Source organism: Arthrobacter sp. TMN-49 (assembly GCF_054511095.1).
Genome location: NZ_JBTNDH010000051.1, coordinates 1 through 20,066, shown reverse-complemented (window position 1 = coordinate 20,066; position 20,066 = coordinate 1). Strand labels below are relative to the sequence as shown.

Genomic DNA, 20,066 nt, shown 5'->3' with positions numbered 1-20,066 from the left:
TTTTTTTTTTTTTTTTTTGTTTATCTTTTGTGTCTCTATTCTTTTTTCTTTTTTCCCCCCCCCCCCCCCCCCCCCCCCCCCCCCCCCCCCCCCCCCCCCGCCCCCCTGGCGTAAATCAGGACCCGAGATGCACAATGTCAGAGGCTCGTGCGAAAGTGGTTTCATGAATGGAACCGCTTGGCTTGTAGCTATTTTGATGTTGTTGGCAGGGGTTGTGCTCGGTGCAGCCGTGGTGGCGTGGTTGCTGCTGGGCAGGCTGCGCGGCGCCTCCGAGGAAGCCGATGCTGCGCACAGCCGCGCGGCAGAGTTGAACGCGAATTTTGCCGCGGCCGACGCCGAACGCAGGCTTTTGGCCTCGCAAAATCACGCATTGGCGGCACAGCAGGGATCGGACTCCAACGTTTTGCAGGCCCTTGGCCCTGTTTCGGAGAAACTCAATGCCGTGCAGCGCCAGGTCGCTCTCCTGGAGCGGGACCGTGTTGAACAGTACGGCCAGCTCGCCGAGCAATTGCGTGACGCCAAGGATGCCGACGCCAAGTTGTTGGCCACCACCTCATCCCTTGCTGCAGCGTTGCGCTCCAATAGCACCCGCGGCAAGTGGGGCGAGGTGCAGTTGCGCCGGGTGGTGGAGGCCGCTGGGATGCTGGCCCACGTGGATTTCCAGGAGCAGGTTCACACCAATACCGACGACGGCGTTCACCGCCCCGACATGGTGGTCCGGCTCCCCGGCGGCAAGGAGTTGGTCCTCGATGCCAAAGTTCCGCTGACTTCCTTCCTTAACGCCCACGACGCCGGCACCACAGACAGCGCCGAAACCCAGCAACACTTGGCTCGCCACGCCAAAGCGGTCAAAGCCCACATTGATGCCCTGGGCAGCAAGCAGTACTGGACTTCGGCGAAGAACTCCCCCGAATTGGTGATTTGTTTTGTCCCCGTGGAGTCCATTCTGTCCGCTGCACTGATAGCCGATCCGGAACTCTTGGACTACGCCATGAGCAAGAATGTGGTGCTGGCGTCACCCATCTCCTTGCTGGCCATCTTGAAGTCTGTGGCTTTCACGTGGCGGCAGGATGTGCTCACTGAAAGTGCCAAGGAACTCTTTGAGCTCTCGGCCCAGCTCTACTCGCGCCTGGGCACCATGGGAGAAGCGGTTTCAGCCGTGGGCGTTTCACTAAAAACCAGCGTGGACAGGTACAACAAGCTGGTGGGCACACTGGAAGCTAGGGTTCTTCCCACGGCCCGCAAGCTCAATGCCATGGACCCGAAAACCCTTGACTCGCCGGCCCAAGTGGAAAGCACCCCGCGCATGCTCACGGCTCCAGAATTCAACGGGGAACCGGGGCTCAAAACTGCAAGCTGACCAGCGCCCAGCAGGCTGGCGCTAGCTGTTGCTCTTGGCGCCGAGCCGGTAGCTGGGATCGCCGGCAGCCTTGAGGGTTGCCCGGAGTTCCTTGGGCAGGGAGAACAAAATGTCCTCTTCGGCCGTGACAACTTCCTCAACAGAGCCGTACCCGTAGTCCGCCAACAGACGCAGCACGTCCTGGACAAGAATTTCCGGAACTGAGGCGCCGCTGGTGACACCAACACTTGCCACGCCTTCAAACCAGGTTTCGTCGATCTCGTTGGCAAAGTCCACGCGGTAGGAGGCTGTGGCACCGTATTCCAGCGCAACTTCAACAAGGCGCACGGAGTTCGATGAGTTCGCCGAGCCCACAACAATCACCAGTTCAGCCTGAGGGGCGATCTTTTTGATGGCCACCTGGCGGTTGGTGGTGGCGTAGCAAATGTCATCGCTGGGCGGGTCCTGCAAGGTGGGGAACCTGTCCTTGAGCAGGCGCACGGTTTCCATGGTCTCGTCGACGCTGAGCGTGGTTTGGGAGAGCCAAATGATTTTCTCCGGGTCGCGCACAGTAACCCTGTCCACCTCATGCGGGCCGTTCACAATTTGAATGTGCTCGGGCGCCTCCCCTGCCGTGCCTTCAACTTCCTCATGGCCGTCGTGGCCAATAAGCAAAATGTCGTAGTCCTCGTTGGCGAAACGAACAGCTTCCTTGTGCACCTTGGTGACCAGGGGGCAGGTGGCGTCGATGGTGCGCAGGCCACGGTCCTCGGCTGATTGGACCACGGCCGGTGAGACGCCGTGCGCCGAAAAGACCACCAGCGCACCCTCGGGAACTTCTTCATTCTCTTCAACGAAGACGGCGCCCCGGGCCTCCAAGGAGGACACCACGTGAACGTTGTGCACGATTTGTTTGCGCACATAAACCGGCGCGCCGTAGTGCTCCAATGCTTTCTCCACGGCGATGACTGCGCGGTCAACGCCTGCGCAGTAGCCACGCGGGGCCGCCAGTAGCACCCGCTTCGGGGCTGTCACGGGGGCTGCTGCAGCCACCTCTTCGGGCGACCTGCGACGACGCGGAACGGCGGGCATGGGGACGGAAACGGCAGTGGTGCTCATGGCTACCATCTTACGTGGTGCGTCTGGGCGCCATGATGAGAGATATGCCACCAGCCACCGCCACCACAGCGGCCAGAATGAACATCGCCGTAATTCCGCCCTGCCAGCTGTCCCGAACCAGCGTGGCCACCTGGGCCCCCAACTGGGCGGCAGCCTCCGGCCCCACGGACACGTTGGCCAAGATGGCCTCCATAATGCCGGAGCCCAGCGTCCACAGCAGGGCCACCAGGGCCAGCCCGACACCGGCGAGGATGAGTGTCAGGGAACGGCGTCGGGCCACAATAACGCCCAACACCAAGAGGCCGACGGCGCCGAACACCATCCCGCCCGACCAGCCACCCAGCGTGGTCGCCAAGGGCAAAAGGCTTGCGGCCTGCGGCTGTTCCAGGCTCACCACCACGTCCTTGGGCGTGGGTACTGTGGCGCCCATGTCCTTACTGACGCGGTCGCCCACCATCGCCACGAGGGGCGCAATATCGAGTTGCAGGTCCCCCTGGATTTCTTTGTTGCCGGCTGAAGCGAAGGACAACGCGTGACTGCGGGCCAGGGTTTCCGTCCATGCCTGTGCGTAGCCCGGATCCGCAGAGAGCCCACGCGCCGTGGAGTTGATCACAGCAGCGGCAAGGTCCTGCAATTGCGGCGGCAAGTCCAAGGACGCCGTGGATTGGACGGCGATCAGGGTGGAAAGGCTGTCTTGGAATTCCTTGTTGCTGCCCAACGGCCCGGCCATGGCCACGAACCCGTCCTGCTCAACAACGTTGCGCTGCAACCACCAAGCAGGTCCTGCCACTGATGCCAGCAACAAGGCCACAATGATCAAAAGTGCCGAGCCCGCAGTGCGCATGTGCCGTCCTTACAAACCACAAAATGAATCCAACAATAGTTTTCCACACTAGTGCATGCCTGTGGATGGTGGCGCGTGGATGTCGGTGGTGAAAGCTAGAGTTATTTCTAGGCTGTACTCGACGGCCACGCTGGACACCCTTAGTGAAGGACGGTGAGCTCAAGCCATGGCAGAAACCCCTGAACGCAAGGTCATCGCACCAACCGCTGCGGAGACGTCCCCGGACAATCCGTGGCCGTTGCAATTGCTCAGCCAAAAGCTCAAGGCGCACATCGAAAAGGCCCCGCCGGCATGGGTTGAGGCGCAGATCATCGAATTGAATCAACGCGCCAATGTCAGCTACCTCACGTTGCGTGACATTGATGCCGAAGTCTCCTTGAGCGTCACCCTCTGGGGTTCTGTGTTGAGCCGCCTGGAGGCACCGTTGGAGCGCGGATCCCGGGTGGTGGCGCAGCTCAAACCCGACTTTTGGCTCAAAACGGGCCGTTTGTCCATGCAGGGGCAGGACATCCGCCCCGTCGGTTTGGGCGATCTACTGGCCCGCATTGAGAAACTACGCCAAGCGTTGGCCGCCGAGGGTCTCTTTGACACCCGGCGCAAAAAGCCACTGCCCTTGCTGCCCCACAGGATAGGGCTCATTACGGGACGCAACTCCGATGCCATGAACGATGTTGTGCGCAACGCTTCGCTGCGTTGGCCGGCCGTGGAGTTTGAAATCCGTGAGGTGGCAGTCCAGGGCGTCAATGCTGTCTCGGCCGTCATCGGCGCCCTGGCCGAGCTCGACGCCGATCCGCGCATCGATGTGATCGTGATTGCCCGCGGCGGCGGGTCCTTGGAGGATTTGTTGGCGTTCAGCCATGAATCGTTGGTGCGTGCCGTGTCCGCTGCGCAAACTCCCGTGGTCAGCGCCATCGGCCACGAAGCCGACCGCCCACTGCTGGACGAGGTGGCCGATCTCCGCGCCTCCACCCCCACCGACGCCGCCAAGCGCATAGTCCCCGATGTTGGCGATGAACTGCGGAGGGTGGATCAGGCCCGCACGCAGCTCAACCGCCGAATCAATGATCTTTTGGACCGGGAAACTGAGCGGCTGGCCTTTCTGCGTTCCCGCCCCGTGCTGGCCAACCCCGCGTTGATGCTTTCCACCAAGTACGACGACGTCACGGCCTTGAGCGCGCGGGCCCTGACAGCTGTGCGAACCCAGGTGGGGCGCCATGCAGATCGGCTGACGCATCTGCGGGCCCAAGTGCGGGCGCTGTCACCGCAAAAGACCCTTGATCGCGGGTACGCGGTAGTCCAGTTGGAGGACACCACCATTGTCCGTCAGCCCCGGCAAGTCCGCACCGGCACTCACCTGCGGATCCGGGTTGCGGGCGGAGACTTTACCGCCGCTGGCACGGCTTCTGACAGCGCAGCGTCCACAGTCACAACAGACACCACAGCAAAGGAATCCGCATGAGCCCCGCCAAAGCCACGAACCCCAACGATGACGTTTCTGCCCTCAGTTATGAACAAGCTCGGGAACAATTGATGACAGTGGTCAACCAGCTTGAGGCTGGAAGTTCCAGTCTGGAAGACTCCCTAGCCCTCTGGGAACGAGGCGAGGCTTTGGCCAAACGCTGCGAGGAATGGCTTGAGGGTGCCAAGGCTCGCCTTGACGCCGCTCGGGCCGCCGCTGACTAAACCAGCACAGCAACCAGTGCGGTAGCAGCGTGCCGGAGTTGGCACCGCCGCCGGGCCAGAAGCGGAAAGCGTCAGTCACACTGACCCGTTAGGCGCCTGCCAGCCGGGACCTTTCGTGTGCTAAATCGTAGTCGCCGGCCGGCCAGTGCAAGTCCATCCCGCCCATGGCCTTGATAAGAATTTCCTGAACGGCCATGCGTGCGTACCACTTCTTATCGGCCGGCACCACGTACCACGGCGCCTGCTCTGTGCTGGTGCGCTCGAAGACACGTTGGTACGCGTCCATGTAGTCGGGCCAAAATGCGCGCTCGTCCAAATCCGTGGGGCTGTACTTCCAATACTTGGTGGGATCGTGCAAACGTGCTGAGAGCCGCGCAAGTTGCTCATCGCGCCCCAGATTCAGCATGATCTTAACAATGGTGGTGCCGGCGTCTGCGAGTTCTGCCTCAAACTCGTTGATGGCAGCGTACCGGCGATCAAGTTCTGCCTCATCGGCCCAACCATGAACCCGATGAATCAGCACGTCCTCATAGTGGGACCTGTCAAAAACGCCAAGCAGGCCAGGCTCCGGAGTTGCGGGGCGCACACGCCACAAAAAATCGTGCGCCTTTTCTTCCTCGGTGGGTGCCTTGAACGTTGTCAGTTTCACCCCTTGCGGATCCACTGCCCCCACAACACGACCCACGATGCCGCCCTTGCCGGCCGTGTCCATGGCCTGCAAGACCAGCAGCACCGACTTCTTTCCGCCAAAGCGGCTTTCAGCAAAAAGTTGTTCCTGAAGACCGGCCAGAACGGGCCCCCGCGCGGCCAAGGTCGCTACGCCGTCGTCCTTCTTGCCGTCAAAACCAGGCGCCGCATCGGTGGGTTGCGCAGCCAAGGAAAAGCCCTTGCCCACGCGGAAAAGCTCGGCCGGTTGAGAGGTAAAACCAAGCGGTAGTGACACTGTGGAGCCTTTCCTTAGGGTTTGTACGTGCTCAGAAATTCTGCAATCCGCCCGATGGCTTCTTCGAGGTCAAGGACGTTGGGCAAGGTAACGAGACGGAAATGATCGGGACGAACCCAGTTGAAGGCAGTGCCGTGAGAAATGAGGATCTTTTGTGATTCCAGCAGATCCAAGGCGAATTTCTCGTCGTTTTTGATCGGATACACCTCGGGGTCAAGCTTGGGGAACAGGTACAGCGCGCCCTTAGCCTGGTTGGTGCTGACCCCGGGAATCTCGTTGAGCAGCTTGTAGGCAAGATCGCGTTGTTCGCGTAGACGCCCACCGGGCAGGATCAAGTCCTCAATGCTTTGATGCCCGCCCAAGGCTGTTTGGATGGCGTGCTGGCCGGGGGCATTGGCGCACAGGCGCATATTGGCGAGCAGGTTAATGCCCTCCAGATAGTCTGCAGCATCGGCCTTTGGACCTGAAATAGCCAACCAGCCGGAGCGGTAACCGCAGATCCTGTACGCCTTGGACAGGCCACTGAACGTCATGCACAGCACGTCTTCGCCGGTGATCGTGGCCGTGTTGATGTGCTCGGCATCGTCGAAGAGGATCTTTTCGTAGATCTCATCGGAGAACACCACCAGGTCATGCTTGCGGGCCAGATCAACCATGCCCTGCACAATGTGCTTGGGGTACACGGCACCGGTGGGATTGTTGGGGTTGATGACAACTAGGCCCTTGGTTTTGGGCGTAATCTTCGCCGCAATGTCCTCAAGGTCAGGCCACCATTCGTTGTCCTCATCGCAGAGGTAGTGCACGGGGCGTCCACCGGCGAGGCTGACGGAGGCCGTCCACAACGGGTAGTCGGGGGTGGGGATCAGCACCTCATCACCATTGTTGAGCAGGGCCATCAGGGACAAGGTGATGAGCTCGCTGACGCCGTTGCCTAGGTACACGTCGTCCACGTGGATGTTTTGGATGCCGCGTGTTTGGTAGTACTGAACCACGGCTGTGCGTGCCGAAAAGATGCCGCGGGAGTCTGTGTAGCCCTGGGCGTGGGGCAGGTGGCGGATCATGTCCACCAAGATGGCGTCGGGGGCTTCAAAACCGAAGGGCGCCGGATTGCCGATGTTGAGCTTCAAGATGCGGTGACCTTCGGCCTCCATCTGCTGCGCCTTTTGCAGCAGCGGACCGCGGATGTCGTACAGCACGTTGTGAAGCTTGGTGGACTGAGTAAATTCTGCCATGACACAAATATGGCACATGGTGTGCAACGTTTGTTTCCAAGACGTGCCCAGCGGCACGGTCCAATGGCTAAGAACTGGCCTTGACGAGTCCCTGCTGAACCAGCCAGGCCGAAGCAACATCCGCCAACGCGCCATACTGGTTGTCCTGAGACAAGCGGTTGAGGTTGCTCAATTCCTGGGTTGTGAGGGCTGCGCTGACCTTGTTCATCACGCCTTGCACCTGTGCAGGGACTCTCTTCTCCGCCACCAGCGGCACAATGTTCTGCGCCAAGAACAGCTGCTTGGGGTCCGTGAGCACCACCAGTGAATTGTCCTCGATGGCGGGCGAGGAGACGTGAAGTTCGGCCACTTGAATCTCGTCACTCAAAAGCGACCACACCACTGAGTCCTTGCTGGGTTGCTCGTCTGCGGCGAGCGGGAGGTACGCCTTGGGTACGCAGTTGTAGTCACTGCCCAGGCCCGCCAGGCCGCGGCTGTGAGTCTTAAAGGCTGCCGATCCGCCCATTGTCAGCTGCCTGCAGGTTTTACCGAGGTCGCCGATGCTTTTGAGTTGGTACTTTTGCGCCGTAACAGCAGTGACCACCACCGCGTCAAGGACCTCTGCCTTGGACGCGTCCAGGGGGCGAACCTCCGCCGGGAGCGAGGTTTTCAGGGATTCCAAGACGTCCCCGGTTCCCTGCGCCTCGGCAGTGGGCGCCACCTCACTCAAAGCTTCGCGGGAGTAGGCCGGGACAACATCGACACTGCCGCGCTGCAGATTGGACACCAGCGTGCCAGGATTTTCGGCGACGTCCTTGACCTTTGCTTTTACGCCTGCGGCGTTGAGCGCTACGGCGTAAACCTGGGCCAGCAAGGCACCCTCCCGCGGATTCACGCCGTCGGGCACCTGCGGGGTCCCCACCACAAGGGAGACGGCACCGGGCGACTGCGAGCCGCTGGGTATGCTCACAATGGGCTCGGGCGTGCATGCTGTGAGCGCACCCAGCAGCAATGCCACGGCGCAGGCGCCAGAAAGAACTTGACGCAGCGCCATACCGTCCCCTTTGAATACGATTCCCAGTTAGCTCAAATCCTCCACATACGTTACTCCCTCAGCACCCAACTTGGGCTCTTCGTGGAGTTCAGCGTGGGTTCCACCGTGCTCCAGTTCAAGCACAGTGACCGTGTTGACACCGGATTTCAGGAGCGGGCCGGGGACATACAAGGTTACCTGCGGACCAATCTCCCAATAACGGCCCAACAGGAAACCGTTGATCCACACCATGCCCTTGCCGAAACTTGGCAGCGCCAAATAGGCGTCAGCAGGCTCGTCTACGCGCAATTCACCGTGGTAGTAGCCGGCACCGAGGTCGGCCGGTGCCGCAGCTGTTCCGGCAAGGTTGGGGCTCTCGGGACCGTCCGGGAAGTCCTGGGTAGCACCCATTTGCAGAAGCTCCGCGAGCGGTTTCTCCACGTTGATGGGCCGCTGCTCCCAATGGAAAACGTAGCGCTGGTTGATCAGGACACCATCCAAGATGCCCTTGCCCTGGCCAAAGCACGGACCATAGTTGATGCGTCCTTGGTTTTCCACCAGAATTTCCAGCTGGGCCAACCCGCCGGCCGTGGTGACTTTGAGGCCTGCTGCGCCGTTGGCGTCCGTCAGAACACCTGCATAAACACCATCGACCCACACATAAGCCCTGTCGTGGAGCTCGCGGATCTTGATGGTGGCCTCGCCGGAGGGAAGAACTGCCTTGGCGCTGTAGTGCACCAGGCCGCGGTCCAGGCCCAGCTTTTCAAACGACAGGGGCTTGATGCTGGGCACCGGCGTGGTGGCACCGGCAAAATCCAACAATGCTGTGCCGCGAGTCAACGCCAAGGTACGGGCAGGAACAACAACTGAGGGCCGGATCAGGTGGGCGGGAACCGGTGTCAGCTCCCGCCCCGATGCCGCAAAGAACGCCTCGCGCATGGCGTGGAACTTCTGCGTCAAACGCCCGTCCTCGGCAATCGGGGCGTCGGAGTCGTAACTGGTGATGGTCGGCTGGATGGCCCCATCATGGTTGGCCCCGGACCCCAGACCAAAGTTGGTTCCGCCGTGAGCCATGTACAAGCAAACAGAGCCGCCACTATCGAGGATCTTTTTGACTTCTGCCGCCGCTTCAACCCCGGCACGCGTGTGGTGGGTCTCGCCCCAGTGGTCAAACCAGCCGTTCCAAAACTCAACATTAAAGAACGGCTCACGGGGGCGCCGGCGTTCCCAGATCGCATCGGCTTCGTCACCGCGGGAGCCAAGTGTCGCCGTCGCCCACGTATCCGGCAGGGCGCCGCCGTCCAAGAAGTAGTCCGTGCCGCCGTCGGCCGTAAAGAGGATTTCTGTAATCCCCCGCTCTTTCAGGGCCTTGCGATTCCAGCGCAGGTATTCCTTATCGTCGCCGTAGCTGCCGTATTCATTCTCGATCTGAACAGCAACCACGGGGCCGCCATGGCACGCCTGAAGCGGGGCAATGACGGGCAGGAGCGCGTCAAACCATTCCGCCACCACGCTGGTGAACAGCGGGTCCGAGGAGCGCAGCACCATGTCAGGGTGCGAGATGGCCCAGGACGGGAACCCGCCATTGTCCCACTCCGCACAGATGTACGGTCCGGGGCGCACAATCACGTCAAGACCGGCATCCCCGGCCAAGGTGATGAAGCGGGCAACGTCCTTCCAGCCGGTAAAATCGGGGGCACCGTCGGCGTAGGGCTGATGGAAGTTCCAGGCGATGTACGTATCAAGGGTGTTGACGCCCATGGCGACCAGGCGGTCAATCCTGTCCTGCCACTGATCGGGGTGAATCCTGAAGTAGTGGATGGCGCCGGCAATAATCCTATGCGGCTGGCCGTTCTTGAAGAGCTTGCGATCCTGGTAAGTCAGGGCCGGGGCCACAGCTAGTTCTTCCGATGACTCGGCGGGCACGGGCGTCTTGCTGGCCGGGGCACCCGACACGGTCACGATCGTTGACAACTAAACTCCTGATACTAGTTTCACAGCTGAAAAGATGGAGATTCTGTTATGGATAACAAGTCCCTCCTTAACCCTACCGCCAAAAGTTGATGACCCGCCTGAATCGGACGAATTCACAGCGTGTTACAAGTAAACAATTAGACTGGCGTTCAGACTCACTTCCTGGATGCCCCACCCTTGCGGACCTATCCGAACCAGCCAAAGGAATCACATGACGGCCTCCCAGTTCAGCCGCGGTCCAGCAATGCGGGATGTTGCCTCCGCCGCTGGTGTTTCAGCACAGACCGTCTCCCGCGTGCTCAACGACCACCCGAACGTGCAAGAAAGCACGCGCCGACGCGTTTTGGCCATGGTGGACGAGCTAGGTTACCGCCGCAACAACACTGCCCGGGCGTTGGTGACAGGCCAGTCCAAGACCATTGGCGTTTTGACCTTGGCCACCAACAACTACTCACGCTCATCGTTGGCGCTGGGCGTTGAACTCGGCGCCCGCGAGGCCGGGTACACGGTGAATTCCGTAACCTCAAGCCTGAGCGTCCAAGCCCTCACAGATGCTGTCAGCCGGCTGGTGCATCAGGGCGTGGACGGCATTATTATCGCCGCCCCGCTCCAGGAGGCCGCCGAGAAGGTCAGCAAGATTACCTCCCGCATTCCCACCGTCAACACTGACGGATCATCCAATATGGGTGACCGCATGGTGGGTGTTGATCAAGACATTGCGGCGGTTCTGGCCACGAAACACCTGCTGGACCTTGGCCACAAGACCGTATGGCATGTGGCCGGTCCGGTGGAGTGGTCCGACGCCGCGAGCCGTTTGGGCAGCTGGCGGCGGACTCTGCAGGAGGCCGGTTGCCAGGTGCCCCCCGAACTCCATGGCGACTGGAGCCCGGAATCCGGCTACCGCAATGGGCTTATTCTGGGCCGCATGCCGGAGGTTACAGCCATTCTAGTGGCCAGCGACGAAATGGCATTCGGTGTTATCCGGGCCCTCACCGAATTGGGCAGGCGCATCCCGGAGGACATTTCGGTGGTGGGCATCGATGACATTGACTTGGCCGCGTTCTCGAACCCGCCGCTGACAACAATCCGTCAGTCCTTCGAGGAAACAGGCCGCCGCGCTGTGCAACGTCTGGTGGCTCAAATTGCCAACCCCACCTTGGACGACGCCTCCGATCTTGTGGCCCCGACACTCATTGTTCGCGGCAGCACGGCTCCCCCGCCACCAGCCAAATAGCGCCGAGGTAGCCGGTCCGCGTCGAAACCGACCACTACAACGGTCTGTCTCGACGCCAACCGGCAACCTCGGCGCGCTGGTGGCGCCAACGTGCCGCTAGCCCGGGTTGGCCACCAGAAGCGGGATGCCAAAAATGGGGTCCTGAGCCAAGAGGTGAACATCGTCCAGCCCGGCAACAGCCAGGTGGGCCCTGAACGCATCCTGCAGCGCGGGAACATTGCTGCCCAGGCCGCTGCCCAGCACAATAGGACCGGCAATGTTCAGCTGCCGGGCAACTTGGCTGGCCATGGCCGCCAGATCCTGGGCTGCTAGGTCCACCAGGCCCTGTGCGTACGAGTGTCCTTGCTGGGCAGAAGCAAAAATCACCGGGGACGCTGCAGCCCAGTAGCGCCGAGTGGTGCCCTGATGGAAGTGGGCAATCAGTTCCTGAGGTTCGGTGAGCCGGCAATAATCCAACAGTCCGGCCGTCAAACCATCAACGGGCTCACCCACATCCATCCTGTGCAGGCTGTAGCGCACGGCCTCACGACCCAACCAGTAGCCACTGCCTTCATCGCCCAACAAATACCCCCACCCGCCGGCCCGCGCCTGTTCACCCGCAGCATTGACACCCCAGGCAGCCGACCCTGTTCCGGCAATCACGGCAACTCCTTGCGTTGCACCGGCCGCCGCGAGCAGCAACCGGGTGTCATGAACAACGCGCACCTGCGCCCCCGGCACGAACTCGGCGATCAAATCGCGGAGGGCCACGGCGTCGTCGTCGGTGTCAACCCCTCCAGCACCTGCCAGCACTTCGGTGGCACTGCTGACGTCCAGAAGCCCGAACAGCTCTGCCATGTTGGCGCGGGCCGTCTCGGCGCTCACGTTCTGGACGTTTGTGCTGCCCACGCTAAAATCAGCGGCAATGACACCGTCTCGCCATACGATGCCGCGGGTTTTCGAGCCGCCAATGTCCAGGCCCACATAGCAGGCGGGGGCATTGTCCAGGTTCTGTATGTTGTGATTCACACACCTAGACTAATGGCATGTTCACCTCGCCTTTGATTGCCGCCCCCATGGCCGGAGGAAGTACGACGACGTCGCTCGCCTTGGCTGCCCAAGGTGCCGGTGCGTTTGCCTTCCTCGCCGGTGGTTATAGGACAGCGGAACAACTTGCCGCGCAGATAGCCCCCTTGCGGGCCACCGGCCTTGACTTTGGTGTCAACCTCTTCGTTCCCCGCGCTGACGCACTGACGTCCAAACAGGCAACAGCATTGAGACGTTATGCGGCGAGACTGGCGCCAACGGCAGAGCGCTACAACGCGCAGCTGCCAGATATTTCGCCCGCCTGGACTGATCCCAGGGGGCAGGACTATTGTGATGAGAAGGTGGCTCTGCTCTTGGCTGATCCTGTCCCCGTGGTGAGTTTTACCTTTGGTCTGGCCCCCACCCGTGTGGTGTCTGCGCTGCACAAAGTTGGTTCCAGGGTGGTTGCCTCCGTGACTTGTGTGCCCGAGGCGCTGGCTGCCGCGCAGAGTGGTGTGGACGCCTTGGTGGTCCAACACTCCAATGCCGGCGGCCACACAGCAGCTTTTCTGGAGTGCGGGGAAGTTTTTCAGGGTTCGCTTGTTGAGCTGATTGCCACTGTCCGGGCTGCAGTGTCGCTGCCGCTCGTTGGTGCCGGGGGTGTCTCCACTGCGGGTCAGGCAAAGGAAGTTCTGCGCGCCGGGGCAGTGGCCGTGTCAGTGGGTACTGCGTTGTTGCGCACGGAGGAAAGCGGCGCGAGGGCCGTGCACAAGGATGCACTCGCGGACCCGATGTACGCCAGCACTGAAATGACGCGCGCGTTTACGGGAAAACCGGCACGGGCACTGGTCAATGACTTTGTGCGCAGCTACTCGGCGGATGCGCCCAACGCATATCCGGAGGTCCACTTCCTGACGGCCCCACTGCGAGCCGGTGCAGCGGCGGCCAATGACCCGCAAGGCCTGAATCTGTGGGCCGGCACCGGCTGGAAATCGGCTCAGGACGGTCCCGCAGCAGCAGTGGTCAAGGGATTCCTGCAATGACTCTAAGGCGGGAATCGTAGCTGCCGCATTCAAGAAGTTACTAGCAAATAGGTCAGTTATTCGATAATTTGTTAGAATGACGAACTAAAGAATGCCATCCGGCAGATTTTCAGTGCGTTCCCTATCCCCTGGAGGATCCCATGGCAACAGTTCCGAAGCACATTCGGCGAGATCAGTCTCATGGGCACCTCGGGGCCGAGCCGCTGGACGCCGTGGATCGTACGATTATTGACACGCTGGTGGCCGACGCCCGCATCACCAACAGGGACCTGGCCGACGCCGTGGGGATTGCCCCCTCAACGGCTTTGATGCGCACGCGAGCCCTGATGGAACGCGGCGCCATTGAAGGATTTGAGGCGAAGCTGAACCTTGCCTCCATTGGCCGCGCGGTCCAAGCCCTCATCGCCGTGCGTTTGCGCGCCCACGACAGGGACCAGATCGACACCTTCACGGCACGGGTCCCCCTGTTGCCTGAGGTTTTGTCCACCTTTCACACCTCAGGTTCGGTGGACTACCTCCTCCATATTGCGGTACGTGATACGGATGCGCTGCGTGACTGGGTGCTGGACAACCTGACCACCGATCCGGTGGTGGGTCATACCGAAACAACTCTCGTGTTCAAGCACATTCCGGGCCATACCGGGCCACTGGACTAGACATTGCCGGACCACGCCGGGCTGGATCGTTGGTCCTGCCGGGGCGGCTGCAACTCTTTGCGGCAATTCTGACCCATAATGGGCAAGTGACCATCATTGACAACGCCGTATACGTCAACGGCCGGCGCTACGCGGCCCCCACCAGCCTTGATCAGACTTACGAGCTCATGGCGTCGTGCAACGGGATGGCCTGGATTGGCATGTACCGTCCCGACGCAGATGAGATGACGTCTCTCGCCACAGAGTTTTCACTGCACGAACTCGCCGTCGAGGACACCATCATGGCCCACCAACGTCCGAAGTTGGAGAGGTACGACGACGTCCTGTTCACTGTGCTTCGACCGGCCAAGTACATCGATGAAACCGAAGCCGTAGAGTTTGGCGAACTGCACATCTTCACCGGCAAAGACTTTGTGGTGACTATTCGCCATGCCGAGACACCGGGGCTCGCCTCCACCCGCACCCGGCTTGAGGCAGATCCAGAGTTGTTGGCGCTGGGACCGGAAGCTGTCCTGTACGCCATCATGGACCAAGTGGTTGACGACTACCAGCCGGTCATCAGCGGTCTGGAAAATGACATTGATGAGATCGAGGACCAGTTGTTCGCCGGCGATCCCACCGTGTCCCGCCGCATTTACCAACTGTCCCGTGAAGTCATCCAATTCCAGCGGGCCATCCATCCGTTGAGTGAAATGCTGGACCTCCTCAAGGGCGGCTTTGAGAAGTACCACGTTAACGTTGAGCTGCAACGCTACCTGCGCGACGTGCAGGATCACGTGGAATCGGTCACGGCAAAAGCGGATTCGTTCCGTCAGCTGTTGCAAAACGCACTGACAGTTGACGGCACCCTGACCACCAACCGCCAGAACGAGGCCAGTGCCGCCCAAAATGAGGAAATCAAGAAGATTTCATCCTGGGCGGCCATCTTGTTCGCCCCGTCATTTGTGGCAGGCATTTATGGCATGAACTTTGATTTCATGCCGGAACTCGACTGGAGGTTGGGGTACCCCTTCGCCCTGGCCATGATGTTCCTGGTGGGCCTGAGCATGTACATCGTCTTCAAGAAGAAGACCTGGCTCTAGCCTCAGTGCGGACGTTTGCTGACGGGCTACCCCTGTCGCCGGCAGGGACGCTCAGGTCCGCGACAACGCGGCAATATCCTCCAGGAAGTCGGCAGCCACGGCATCACTGACAGTGGCTTTGGTCTCGGCAATCGTGTCCAAGTAATCGGCCGTCACGGGACCACGGCGCGCGGCGGCGGCGACGTCGTCGAACACTGCCTTTTCCAAGGCACGCTGCGAGGCGCTGCGGGCAGCAAACTCAATATCAGCCGGAGAGAACCCACCACTGGCCCGCACCAATGCCTGAACATCAATATGCTCCACCACGTGCACGGGAATGAAACGGTGCCACATGGCCGTACGGGCTTCGTCGTCAGGCAGGCCAATGGGGATGACGTAGTCAAAGCGTCCGTGGCGCAGAAACGCCGAATCCAGTGACCGGATGAAGTTCGTGGCGCACACCAGCAGCCGGCCGGGCTGGTCACGGAACGCCGGAATGATCTTCAGCAGCTCATTAGTGACCCCTTGCATGGGCGACGGCGGCTCCCCCGAACGCTGGGAGGCAATCTCCTCGACCTCATCGATGAAGACCACTACATGCTCCAACTCGGCGATCTCCAAAAAGGTCTGGCGCAATGCCCCGGCCAAACCGCCGGGGGAACCTGCCAGCCGGGACGGAAAGACTTCAACGAAGGGCCACTCCAGGCGTGAGGCGATGGCCTTGGCAAACGTGGTTTTGCCTGTTCCGGGGGGACCAAAAAGTACCACGGCCCGGGGCGGCACAACCCCGAACTCCTCAGCCAGGTCCGACTCCGCCAGGGGAAGAACGAGGCGCCGCTCAAGAAGCTCCTTCTCGTCCACCATGCCAGCGACGCGGTCCCAGAGGTCACGGGGCAACAGCCTGCCGCCGAGTTCCTCCAGCGCGCCTCGCTCTGCCCGCTGGACGGGGATGCGTCGTTCAAAATAGCGCAGGTTCTTTTTCACCACGAAGCCCCTATTGCGGAAGGCTTCCACTCGGGTTTCCGTTTCAGGCATGAGGGCGGAAAGCTTGTTCAGGCCATGGGCGGCCATGCGGTTTTCCACAGAAGCGAGCAGCAAGGTGCCGATTCCGCGGCCACGGAACACGGGCAACGTGGCGAGAAAAACTATCCAGCCTTGATCATGGGCGGCGCGCCCCACCGCCGCGCCAATGATTTGATCGCCCTGCACGGCGACTACGGCATGGTCCTTTTCACAGGAGGCCAGCACCTCGGAAAGATCGTAGACAGGATCTACGCCGTTCTCACGCAGCGATTGCCACAACGCAAGAACGCCTTCAACGTCTTGTGAATGAAAATCACGAATAGTCCATGCCGTCATGTAACTGCCGCTCCTTTGCGTTAGCCAATGTTTGCATCATGGCACAGTGGCTGGCTCACACGGAAATCTACGCCGTTCCGCATTTCCGCGCGGGCCCGGAAACGCTCGGCGTGCCTGACGTCACAGCCACGTTGGAAACAATCCGCGGCAACTGGACGCTGTAGACCTCAGAGAACACTCTTCACCGCTAAGAAAGTTGGACCCATGAGCATTCACCTCGCCCCCGAACTGGACCTGAACAACGAACTCATCCTTGACGCGGACGCCGCGGCGGCACTGTTCCTGGAGGCCCGCACAGCCAATAGCTGGGCTGATGAAGAAATCACCGATGAGACCCTGCAGGCCGTTTACGCCCTGACAAGGATGGGCCCCACGGCAATGAACATCCAGCCGCTGCGCATTTCCTGGATCCGTTCCACCGAAGCCCGTGAGCGTTTGGTTGCCCACATGAGTGACGGCAACAAGGCCAAGACGCTCAAAGCTCCCATGGTGGCTGTTTTGAGCTACACCAATGAGTGGCACCAGCTGCTCCCCACCACGGCGCCGCACCTGGCCGGGATGGTCCCCATGTTTGAATCAAAGGTGGAGACCCGCAATGCCATGGCGGCGAACAATGCGCACCTGCAGGCTGGCTACTTTGTGGTTGCAGCCCGTGCCGCCGGTTTGGCCGCAGGCCCCATGACAGGATTCGACGCCGCCGGAGTGGACGCCGAGTTCAACGCCGACTCCCCCTTCACGTCCTTCATGGTCGTTAACCTGGGCAAGCCCAACGGCATTGTTGACCGCGAACGCCTCCACCGCCTGGAATTTGAGCTCGCCACAGTAACGTTGTAAAAGTTGCTTTCAGTCCTTCGGGACAAATTAGGTTCGCGTTATCAGCTGACGCGCTGTCCTCGTTTTTTACGCCGGGCAGCGCGTTTTCGCGTGCACCAACGCTTACCGGCAGGGGCGGACGGCCCTACCGGCGAGAATCGCTTAACGCTTTTTCAGACTTTCTCTCCCTAGCGCCGACACGGTGTACCCATCCGGCCCCAGGCAACCAGCAGCAGCACCGCCCAAAGGAACTAACAGGCTCATAGCTGCGCCCGCCAATGAATCCTCAGTTGTCCTTGGCGGCCAGGCGCTTTTCTGCAGCGGCTGTTACGATCTCGCGTTGTTTGCGACGCCCGCGGGAGGCACCCATCATGAACACGACGATCATGATGACGGCCACGGCCCACACAAGGGCGATCACGGCGAACACTAGCCACTGTGGCATTCTTGCGCGCTCCTTGTTGAAGGGTTGGGCCCGTCACATCCATGTTCAGCATAGGCGAGTGGCGCCGCCTTGTGAGGATTTTTTCTGCTCGCGTACCGCGGTGTGGTTAGACTTTCCCCATGAACGCACATGCTTCCGCGCCCGTCACTATTACTGTCACCGGCGCTGCAGGTCAGATCGGTTATGCGCTGCTGTTCCGGATTGCCTCGGGCGCCATGCTGGGCCCGGACGTTCCGGTTAAACTGAACCTCTTGGAGATCCCGCAAGCCGCCCAAGCTGCTGAGGGCACCGTCCTGGAACTCATGGACTGTGCCTTCCCGCTGGTGGCCGGGCTGGAAGTCTTCGATGACCCGTTCAAGGCGTTCGACGGCGCCAACATCGCCATGCTGGTGGGTGCGCGGCCGCGCGGCCCGGGAATGGAGAGGGCGGATCTGCTCAGCGCCAATGGCGGCATTTTCTCGGTTCAGGGCAAGGCTCTCAACGCCGGTGCAGCGGATGATCTCAAGGTTGTGGTGGTGGGCAATCCTGCCAACACGAACGCCTTGATTGCGGCCTCGCACGCCAAGGACATCCCAGCGTCGCGGTTCACGGCCATGACGCGTTTGGATCACGACAGGGCCCTGGCCCAGCTTTCAGCCAAAACCGGTGCCCCGGTCAGTGAAATTAAGAAATTGGCCATTTGGGGCAACCATTCGGCCACCCAATACCCGGATATTAGCCATGCCACCGTCTCCGGTCGACCCGCCGGCGAACTGGTGGAGCGGCAGTGGCTGGCAGCTGAGTACATCCCCCGCGTGGCCAAGCGCGGTGCGGAGATCATTTCGGTGCGCGGCGGCTCCTCCGCCGCCTCAGCGGCAAATGCTGCGCTGGAACACATGCGCTTATGGGTCCAGGGCACGCCCGAAGGTGACTGGACCTCCATGGCGGTGCCCTCCGACGGCTCCTACGGCGTGCCAGCAGGGCTGGTGAGTTCCTTCCCTGTCACCACCGCCAACGGTGACTATACCATTGTGCCCCATCTCGAGATCAGTGAGTTCTCCCGCACCCGCATCGATGCCTCAGTGGCTGAGCTTGAGTCCGAGCGCGACGCCGTTACTGAACTGGGCTTGCTCTAACGACGGCGGCTTGGCGCCCGAAGCCTACGTCCGCTTCAGCGCCCCGCCCGTTCCTAGTCTTTCCGGCCCTTGAGGAAGTAGGCAATAGGGCCAAAAAAGTTAATGAACGACGCCGCCACCCACTTCCCCTTCGCACCGTTGACTTGCGCCGGGGTTCTTTTGGCGAGGTCGCGCAGGGCAGCCACCTGCAAGGCAATTTGAACCCCGGCTCCGAGCATGATGGCACATTTGGCTGGCTTGCTCAGGTCTTTCCAGTGCTTTTTGGTGGCCATGATGGCTCCTGCTTTCTCCCTCGAGTGGTGCTCATACTGTACGTTCAAAAACCCAAGGCAACCCGGTCATGACCAGCCTATGCCTGGCACCGGCGGGAGCCTTGGAACCAGGGTAAGCCTCGTCTCCTGCCCACAAAAGAGCAGCCGGACCGCCGCCTGCGGGCTGAACCCCCGGCTCGGGCAGCAACAGCTGAGTCTCGTAGACGAACGGTGCCGCCTGCCTGCTTTGCTCCAGCGCTTGAGCCACCGATTCCATCCGCGCCAAATGATGCAAAGTGACCCAGGTGGGCGGCACCAGCATCATCTCCTTGGCGGCGTGCGCGTGCAGAGCCTCGGCCGGAGCCATCCACGAGTACCGCTGATGCTCCTCACGATTCAACACAACCTTGTCCGAGGCGGCAGCGGCCAACAGGAACCAGGTCCTAAACCGTCTCGGGATGCGCTGCATGGGTGTCCACTGGGCCAGCCACACCAAGTCATCCACCGAGAGCTGCTGCCCGGTTTCCTCGGCCAATTCTCGAAGTCCCGCCGCCTGGGCGGCGGCAAAGTCATCGCGCCTGCCACCGTCGGCGTTCACCCGGTCCGCCGGATCCACCTTTCCGCCCGGGAAAACCCAGGCGCCGCCAAAAGCCCTGCTATTGCCCGGGCGCTCAAGCATCAAGACCTCGAGGCCCGCGTGGCCGTCGCGCACAACAACAATGGTGCAGGCATCCTCCAACGGGGCAAGCGGCGCGTCTGTTTCCATGGGGACAGCCTATCCCCACACCCTCCCCACCTGCTGCCCTCCCTGCGACCACAAAAAACTGATTCCCCGGACTCTAGCGGGAAAGGGCTTTCCGTGGTGGGGGGGGGGGGGGGGGGGCGCGGTTGCCCCCGCCCCCCCTATCCACCACCCCGCAACAAGCACGGCCGGGCCT

At 61.2% G+C, this 20,066-nt stretch carries 21 protein-coding genes; 10 read left to right on the top strand and 11 right to left on the bottom strand.

Features of this window, described 5'->3' with window-relative positions; all coding sequences use genetic code 11:
* Nucleotides 1–163: 163 nt before the first annotated feature.
* Complete coding sequence (locus ACX80E_RS16260; RefSeq protein ID WP_459303099.1) at nt 164–1,360, top strand: DNA recombination protein RmuC; 1,197 nt, start codon at nt 164–166, stop codon at nt 1,358–1,360.
* A gap of 21 nt (nt 1,361–1,381) precedes the next feature.
* Here the strand turns inward: ACX80E_RS16260 and ACX80E_RS16255 are convergent, their stop codons facing one another.
* Both ACX80E_RS16255 and ACX80E_RS16250 read right to left on the bottom strand, forming a co-directional pair.
* Nucleotides 1,382–2,458 (bottom strand): 4-hydroxy-3-methylbut-2-enyl diphosphate reductase, encoded by a 1,077-nt coding sequence (locus tag ACX80E_RS16255; RefSeq protein ID WP_459303098.1) that lies wholly within the window; start codon nt 2,456–2,458, stop codon nt 1,382–1,384.
* A gap of 10 nt (nt 2,459–2,468) precedes the next feature.
* Complete coding sequence (locus tag ACX80E_RS16250) at nt 2,469–3,302, bottom strand: hypothetical protein (protein WP_459303097.1); 834 nt, start codon at nt 3,300–3,302, stop codon at nt 2,469–2,471.
* A gap of 166 nt (nt 3,303–3,468) precedes the next feature.
* On the opposite strand from ACX80E_RS16250, the gene xseA reads away from it, so the two are divergent.
* Nucleotides 3,469–4,761, top strand: coding sequence for an exodeoxyribonuclease VII large subunit (xseA, locus tag ACX80E_RS16245; RefSeq protein WP_459303095.1), 1,293 nt, complete (start codon nt 3,469–3,471; stop codon nt 4,759–4,761).
* A complete protein-coding gene (locus ACX80E_RS16240; RefSeq protein WP_459303094.1) occupies nt 4,758–4,985 on the top strand; it encodes an exodeoxyribonuclease VII small subunit in 228 nt (75 codons plus the stop codon). Before xseA ends, ACX80E_RS16240 begins: the two co-directional genes overlap by 4 nt.
* A gap of 88 nt (nt 4,986–5,073) precedes the next feature.
* On the opposite strand, the gene ACX80E_RS16235 is transcribed toward ACX80E_RS16240, so the two are convergent.
* From ACX80E_RS16235 to ACX80E_RS16220, 4 genes are all read right to left on the bottom strand, one after another.
* The gene (locus ACX80E_RS16235) at nt 5,074–5,928 is read right to left on the bottom strand and encodes a polyphosphate kinase 2 family protein (protein ID WP_459303093.1); all 855 of its coding nucleotides are present in this window, start codon (nt 5,926–5,928) and stop codon (nt 5,074–5,076) included.
* A 14-nt stretch (nt 5,929–5,942) separates the two neighbouring features.
* Complete coding sequence (locus ACX80E_RS16230) at nt 5,943–7,160, bottom strand: pyridoxal phosphate-dependent aminotransferase (protein WP_459303092.1); 1,218 nt, start codon at nt 7,158–7,160, stop codon at nt 5,943–5,945.
* A gap of 67 nt (nt 7,161–7,227) precedes the next feature.
* Nucleotides 7,228–8,193: an ABC transporter substrate-binding protein gene (locus ACX80E_RS16225; protein ID WP_459303091.1), complete on the bottom strand. Its 966-nt coding sequence runs from the start codon at nt 8,191–8,193 to the stop codon at nt 7,228–7,230.
* Nucleotides 8,194–8,220: 27 nt separating this feature from the next.
* Complete coding sequence (locus tag ACX80E_RS16220; RefSeq protein ID WP_459303089.1) at nt 8,221–10,146, bottom strand: glycoside hydrolase family 35 protein; 1,926 nt, start codon at nt 10,144–10,146, stop codon at nt 8,221–8,223.
* 211 nt (nt 10,147–10,357) lie between these two features.
* Here ACX80E_RS16220 and ACX80E_RS16215 point away from each other — a divergent pair, with 211 nt between their 5' ends.
* Nucleotides 10,358–11,380: a LacI family DNA-binding transcriptional regulator gene (locus ACX80E_RS16215; RefSeq protein WP_459303088.1), complete on the top strand. Its 1,023-nt coding sequence runs from the start codon at nt 10,358–10,360 to the stop codon at nt 11,378–11,380.
* A 96-nt stretch (nt 11,381–11,476) separates the two neighbouring features.
* On the opposite strand, the gene ACX80E_RS16210 is transcribed toward ACX80E_RS16215, so the two are convergent.
* Nucleotides 11,477–12,388: an N-acetylglucosamine kinase gene (locus ACX80E_RS16210; protein WP_459303087.1), complete on the bottom strand. Its 912-nt coding sequence runs from the start codon at nt 12,386–12,388 to the stop codon at nt 11,477–11,479.
* A 17-nt stretch (nt 12,389–12,405) separates the two neighbouring features.
* On the opposite strand from ACX80E_RS16210, the gene ACX80E_RS16205 reads away from it, so the two are divergent.
* The 3 genes from ACX80E_RS16205 (at nt 12,406) to corA (ending at nt 15,166) form a co-directional block, all read left to right on the top strand.
* Nucleotides 12,406–13,428, top strand: a complete 1,023-nt coding sequence (locus ACX80E_RS16205; protein ID WP_459303086.1) for a nitronate monooxygenase — start codon at nt 12,406–12,408, stop codon at nt 13,426–13,428.
* Nucleotides 13,429–13,568: 140 nt separating this feature from the next.
* Nucleotides 13,569–14,084 carry an Lrp/AsnC family transcriptional regulator gene (locus tag ACX80E_RS16200; protein WP_459303085.1) on the top strand — a complete coding sequence of 172 codons (516 nt, stop codon included), beginning with the start codon at nt 13,569–13,571 and terminating at the stop codon, nt 14,082–14,084.
* Nucleotides 14,085–14,170: 86 nt separating this feature from the next.
* Nucleotides 14,171–15,166: a magnesium/cobalt transporter CorA gene (gene corA / locus ACX80E_RS16195; protein ID WP_459303083.1), complete on the top strand. Its 996-nt coding sequence runs from the start codon at nt 14,171–14,173 to the stop codon at nt 15,164–15,166.
* Between the two features lie 51 nt (nt 15,167–15,217).
* Here corA and ACX80E_RS16190 read toward each other — a convergent pair whose 3' ends face one another.
* Entirely contained in the window at nt 15,218–16,504 is a 1,287-nt protein-coding gene (locus tag ACX80E_RS16190) for an ATP-binding protein (protein ID WP_459303082.1), read from the bottom strand.
* A gap of 38 nt (nt 16,505–16,542) precedes the next feature.
* Here ACX80E_RS16190 and ACX80E_RS16185 point away from each other — a divergent pair, with 38 nt between their 5' ends.
* Both ACX80E_RS16185 and ACX80E_RS16180 read left to right on the top strand, forming a co-directional pair.
* Nucleotides 16,543–16,668, top strand: a complete 126-nt coding sequence (locus ACX80E_RS16185) for a hypothetical protein (RefSeq protein WP_459303081.1) — start codon at nt 16,543–16,545, stop codon at nt 16,666–16,668.
* A gap of 40 nt (nt 16,669–16,708) precedes the next feature.
* Nucleotides 16,709–17,338 carry a malonic semialdehyde reductase gene (locus tag ACX80E_RS16180; RefSeq protein WP_459303080.1) on the top strand — a complete coding sequence of 210 codons (630 nt, stop codon included), beginning with the start codon at nt 16,709–16,711 and terminating at the stop codon, nt 17,336–17,338.
* 265 nt (nt 17,339–17,603) lie between these two features.
* On the opposite strand, the gene ACX80E_RS16175 is transcribed toward ACX80E_RS16180, so the two are convergent.
* Entirely contained in the window at nt 17,604–17,762 is a 159-nt protein-coding gene (locus ACX80E_RS16175) for a hypothetical protein (RefSeq protein WP_459303079.1), read from the bottom strand.
* Between the two features lie 119 nt (nt 17,763–17,881).
* Between ACX80E_RS16175 and ACX80E_RS16170 the strand changes: the two genes are divergently transcribed.
* Nucleotides 17,882–18,877 carry a malate dehydrogenase gene (locus tag ACX80E_RS16170; RefSeq protein WP_459303078.1) on the top strand — a complete coding sequence of 332 codons (996 nt, stop codon included), beginning with the start codon at nt 17,882–17,884 and terminating at the stop codon, nt 18,875–18,877.
* Between the two features lie 53 nt (nt 18,878–18,930).
* Here ACX80E_RS16170 and ACX80E_RS16165 read toward each other — a convergent pair whose 3' ends face one another.
* Together ACX80E_RS16165 and ACX80E_RS16160 are read right to left on the bottom strand one after the other, a co-directional pair.
* On the bottom strand, nt 18,931–19,149 hold the full coding sequence (locus ACX80E_RS16165) for a PLDc N-terminal domain-containing protein (RefSeq protein WP_459303077.1): 219 nt from the start codon (nt 19,147–19,149) through the stop codon (nt 18,931–18,933).
* Between the two features lie 31 nt (nt 19,150–19,180).
* A complete protein-coding gene (locus ACX80E_RS16160) occupies nt 19,181–19,894 on the bottom strand; it encodes an NUDIX hydrolase (protein ID WP_459303075.1) in 714 nt (237 codons plus the stop codon).
* Nucleotides 19,895–20,066 lie beyond the last annotated feature (172 nt).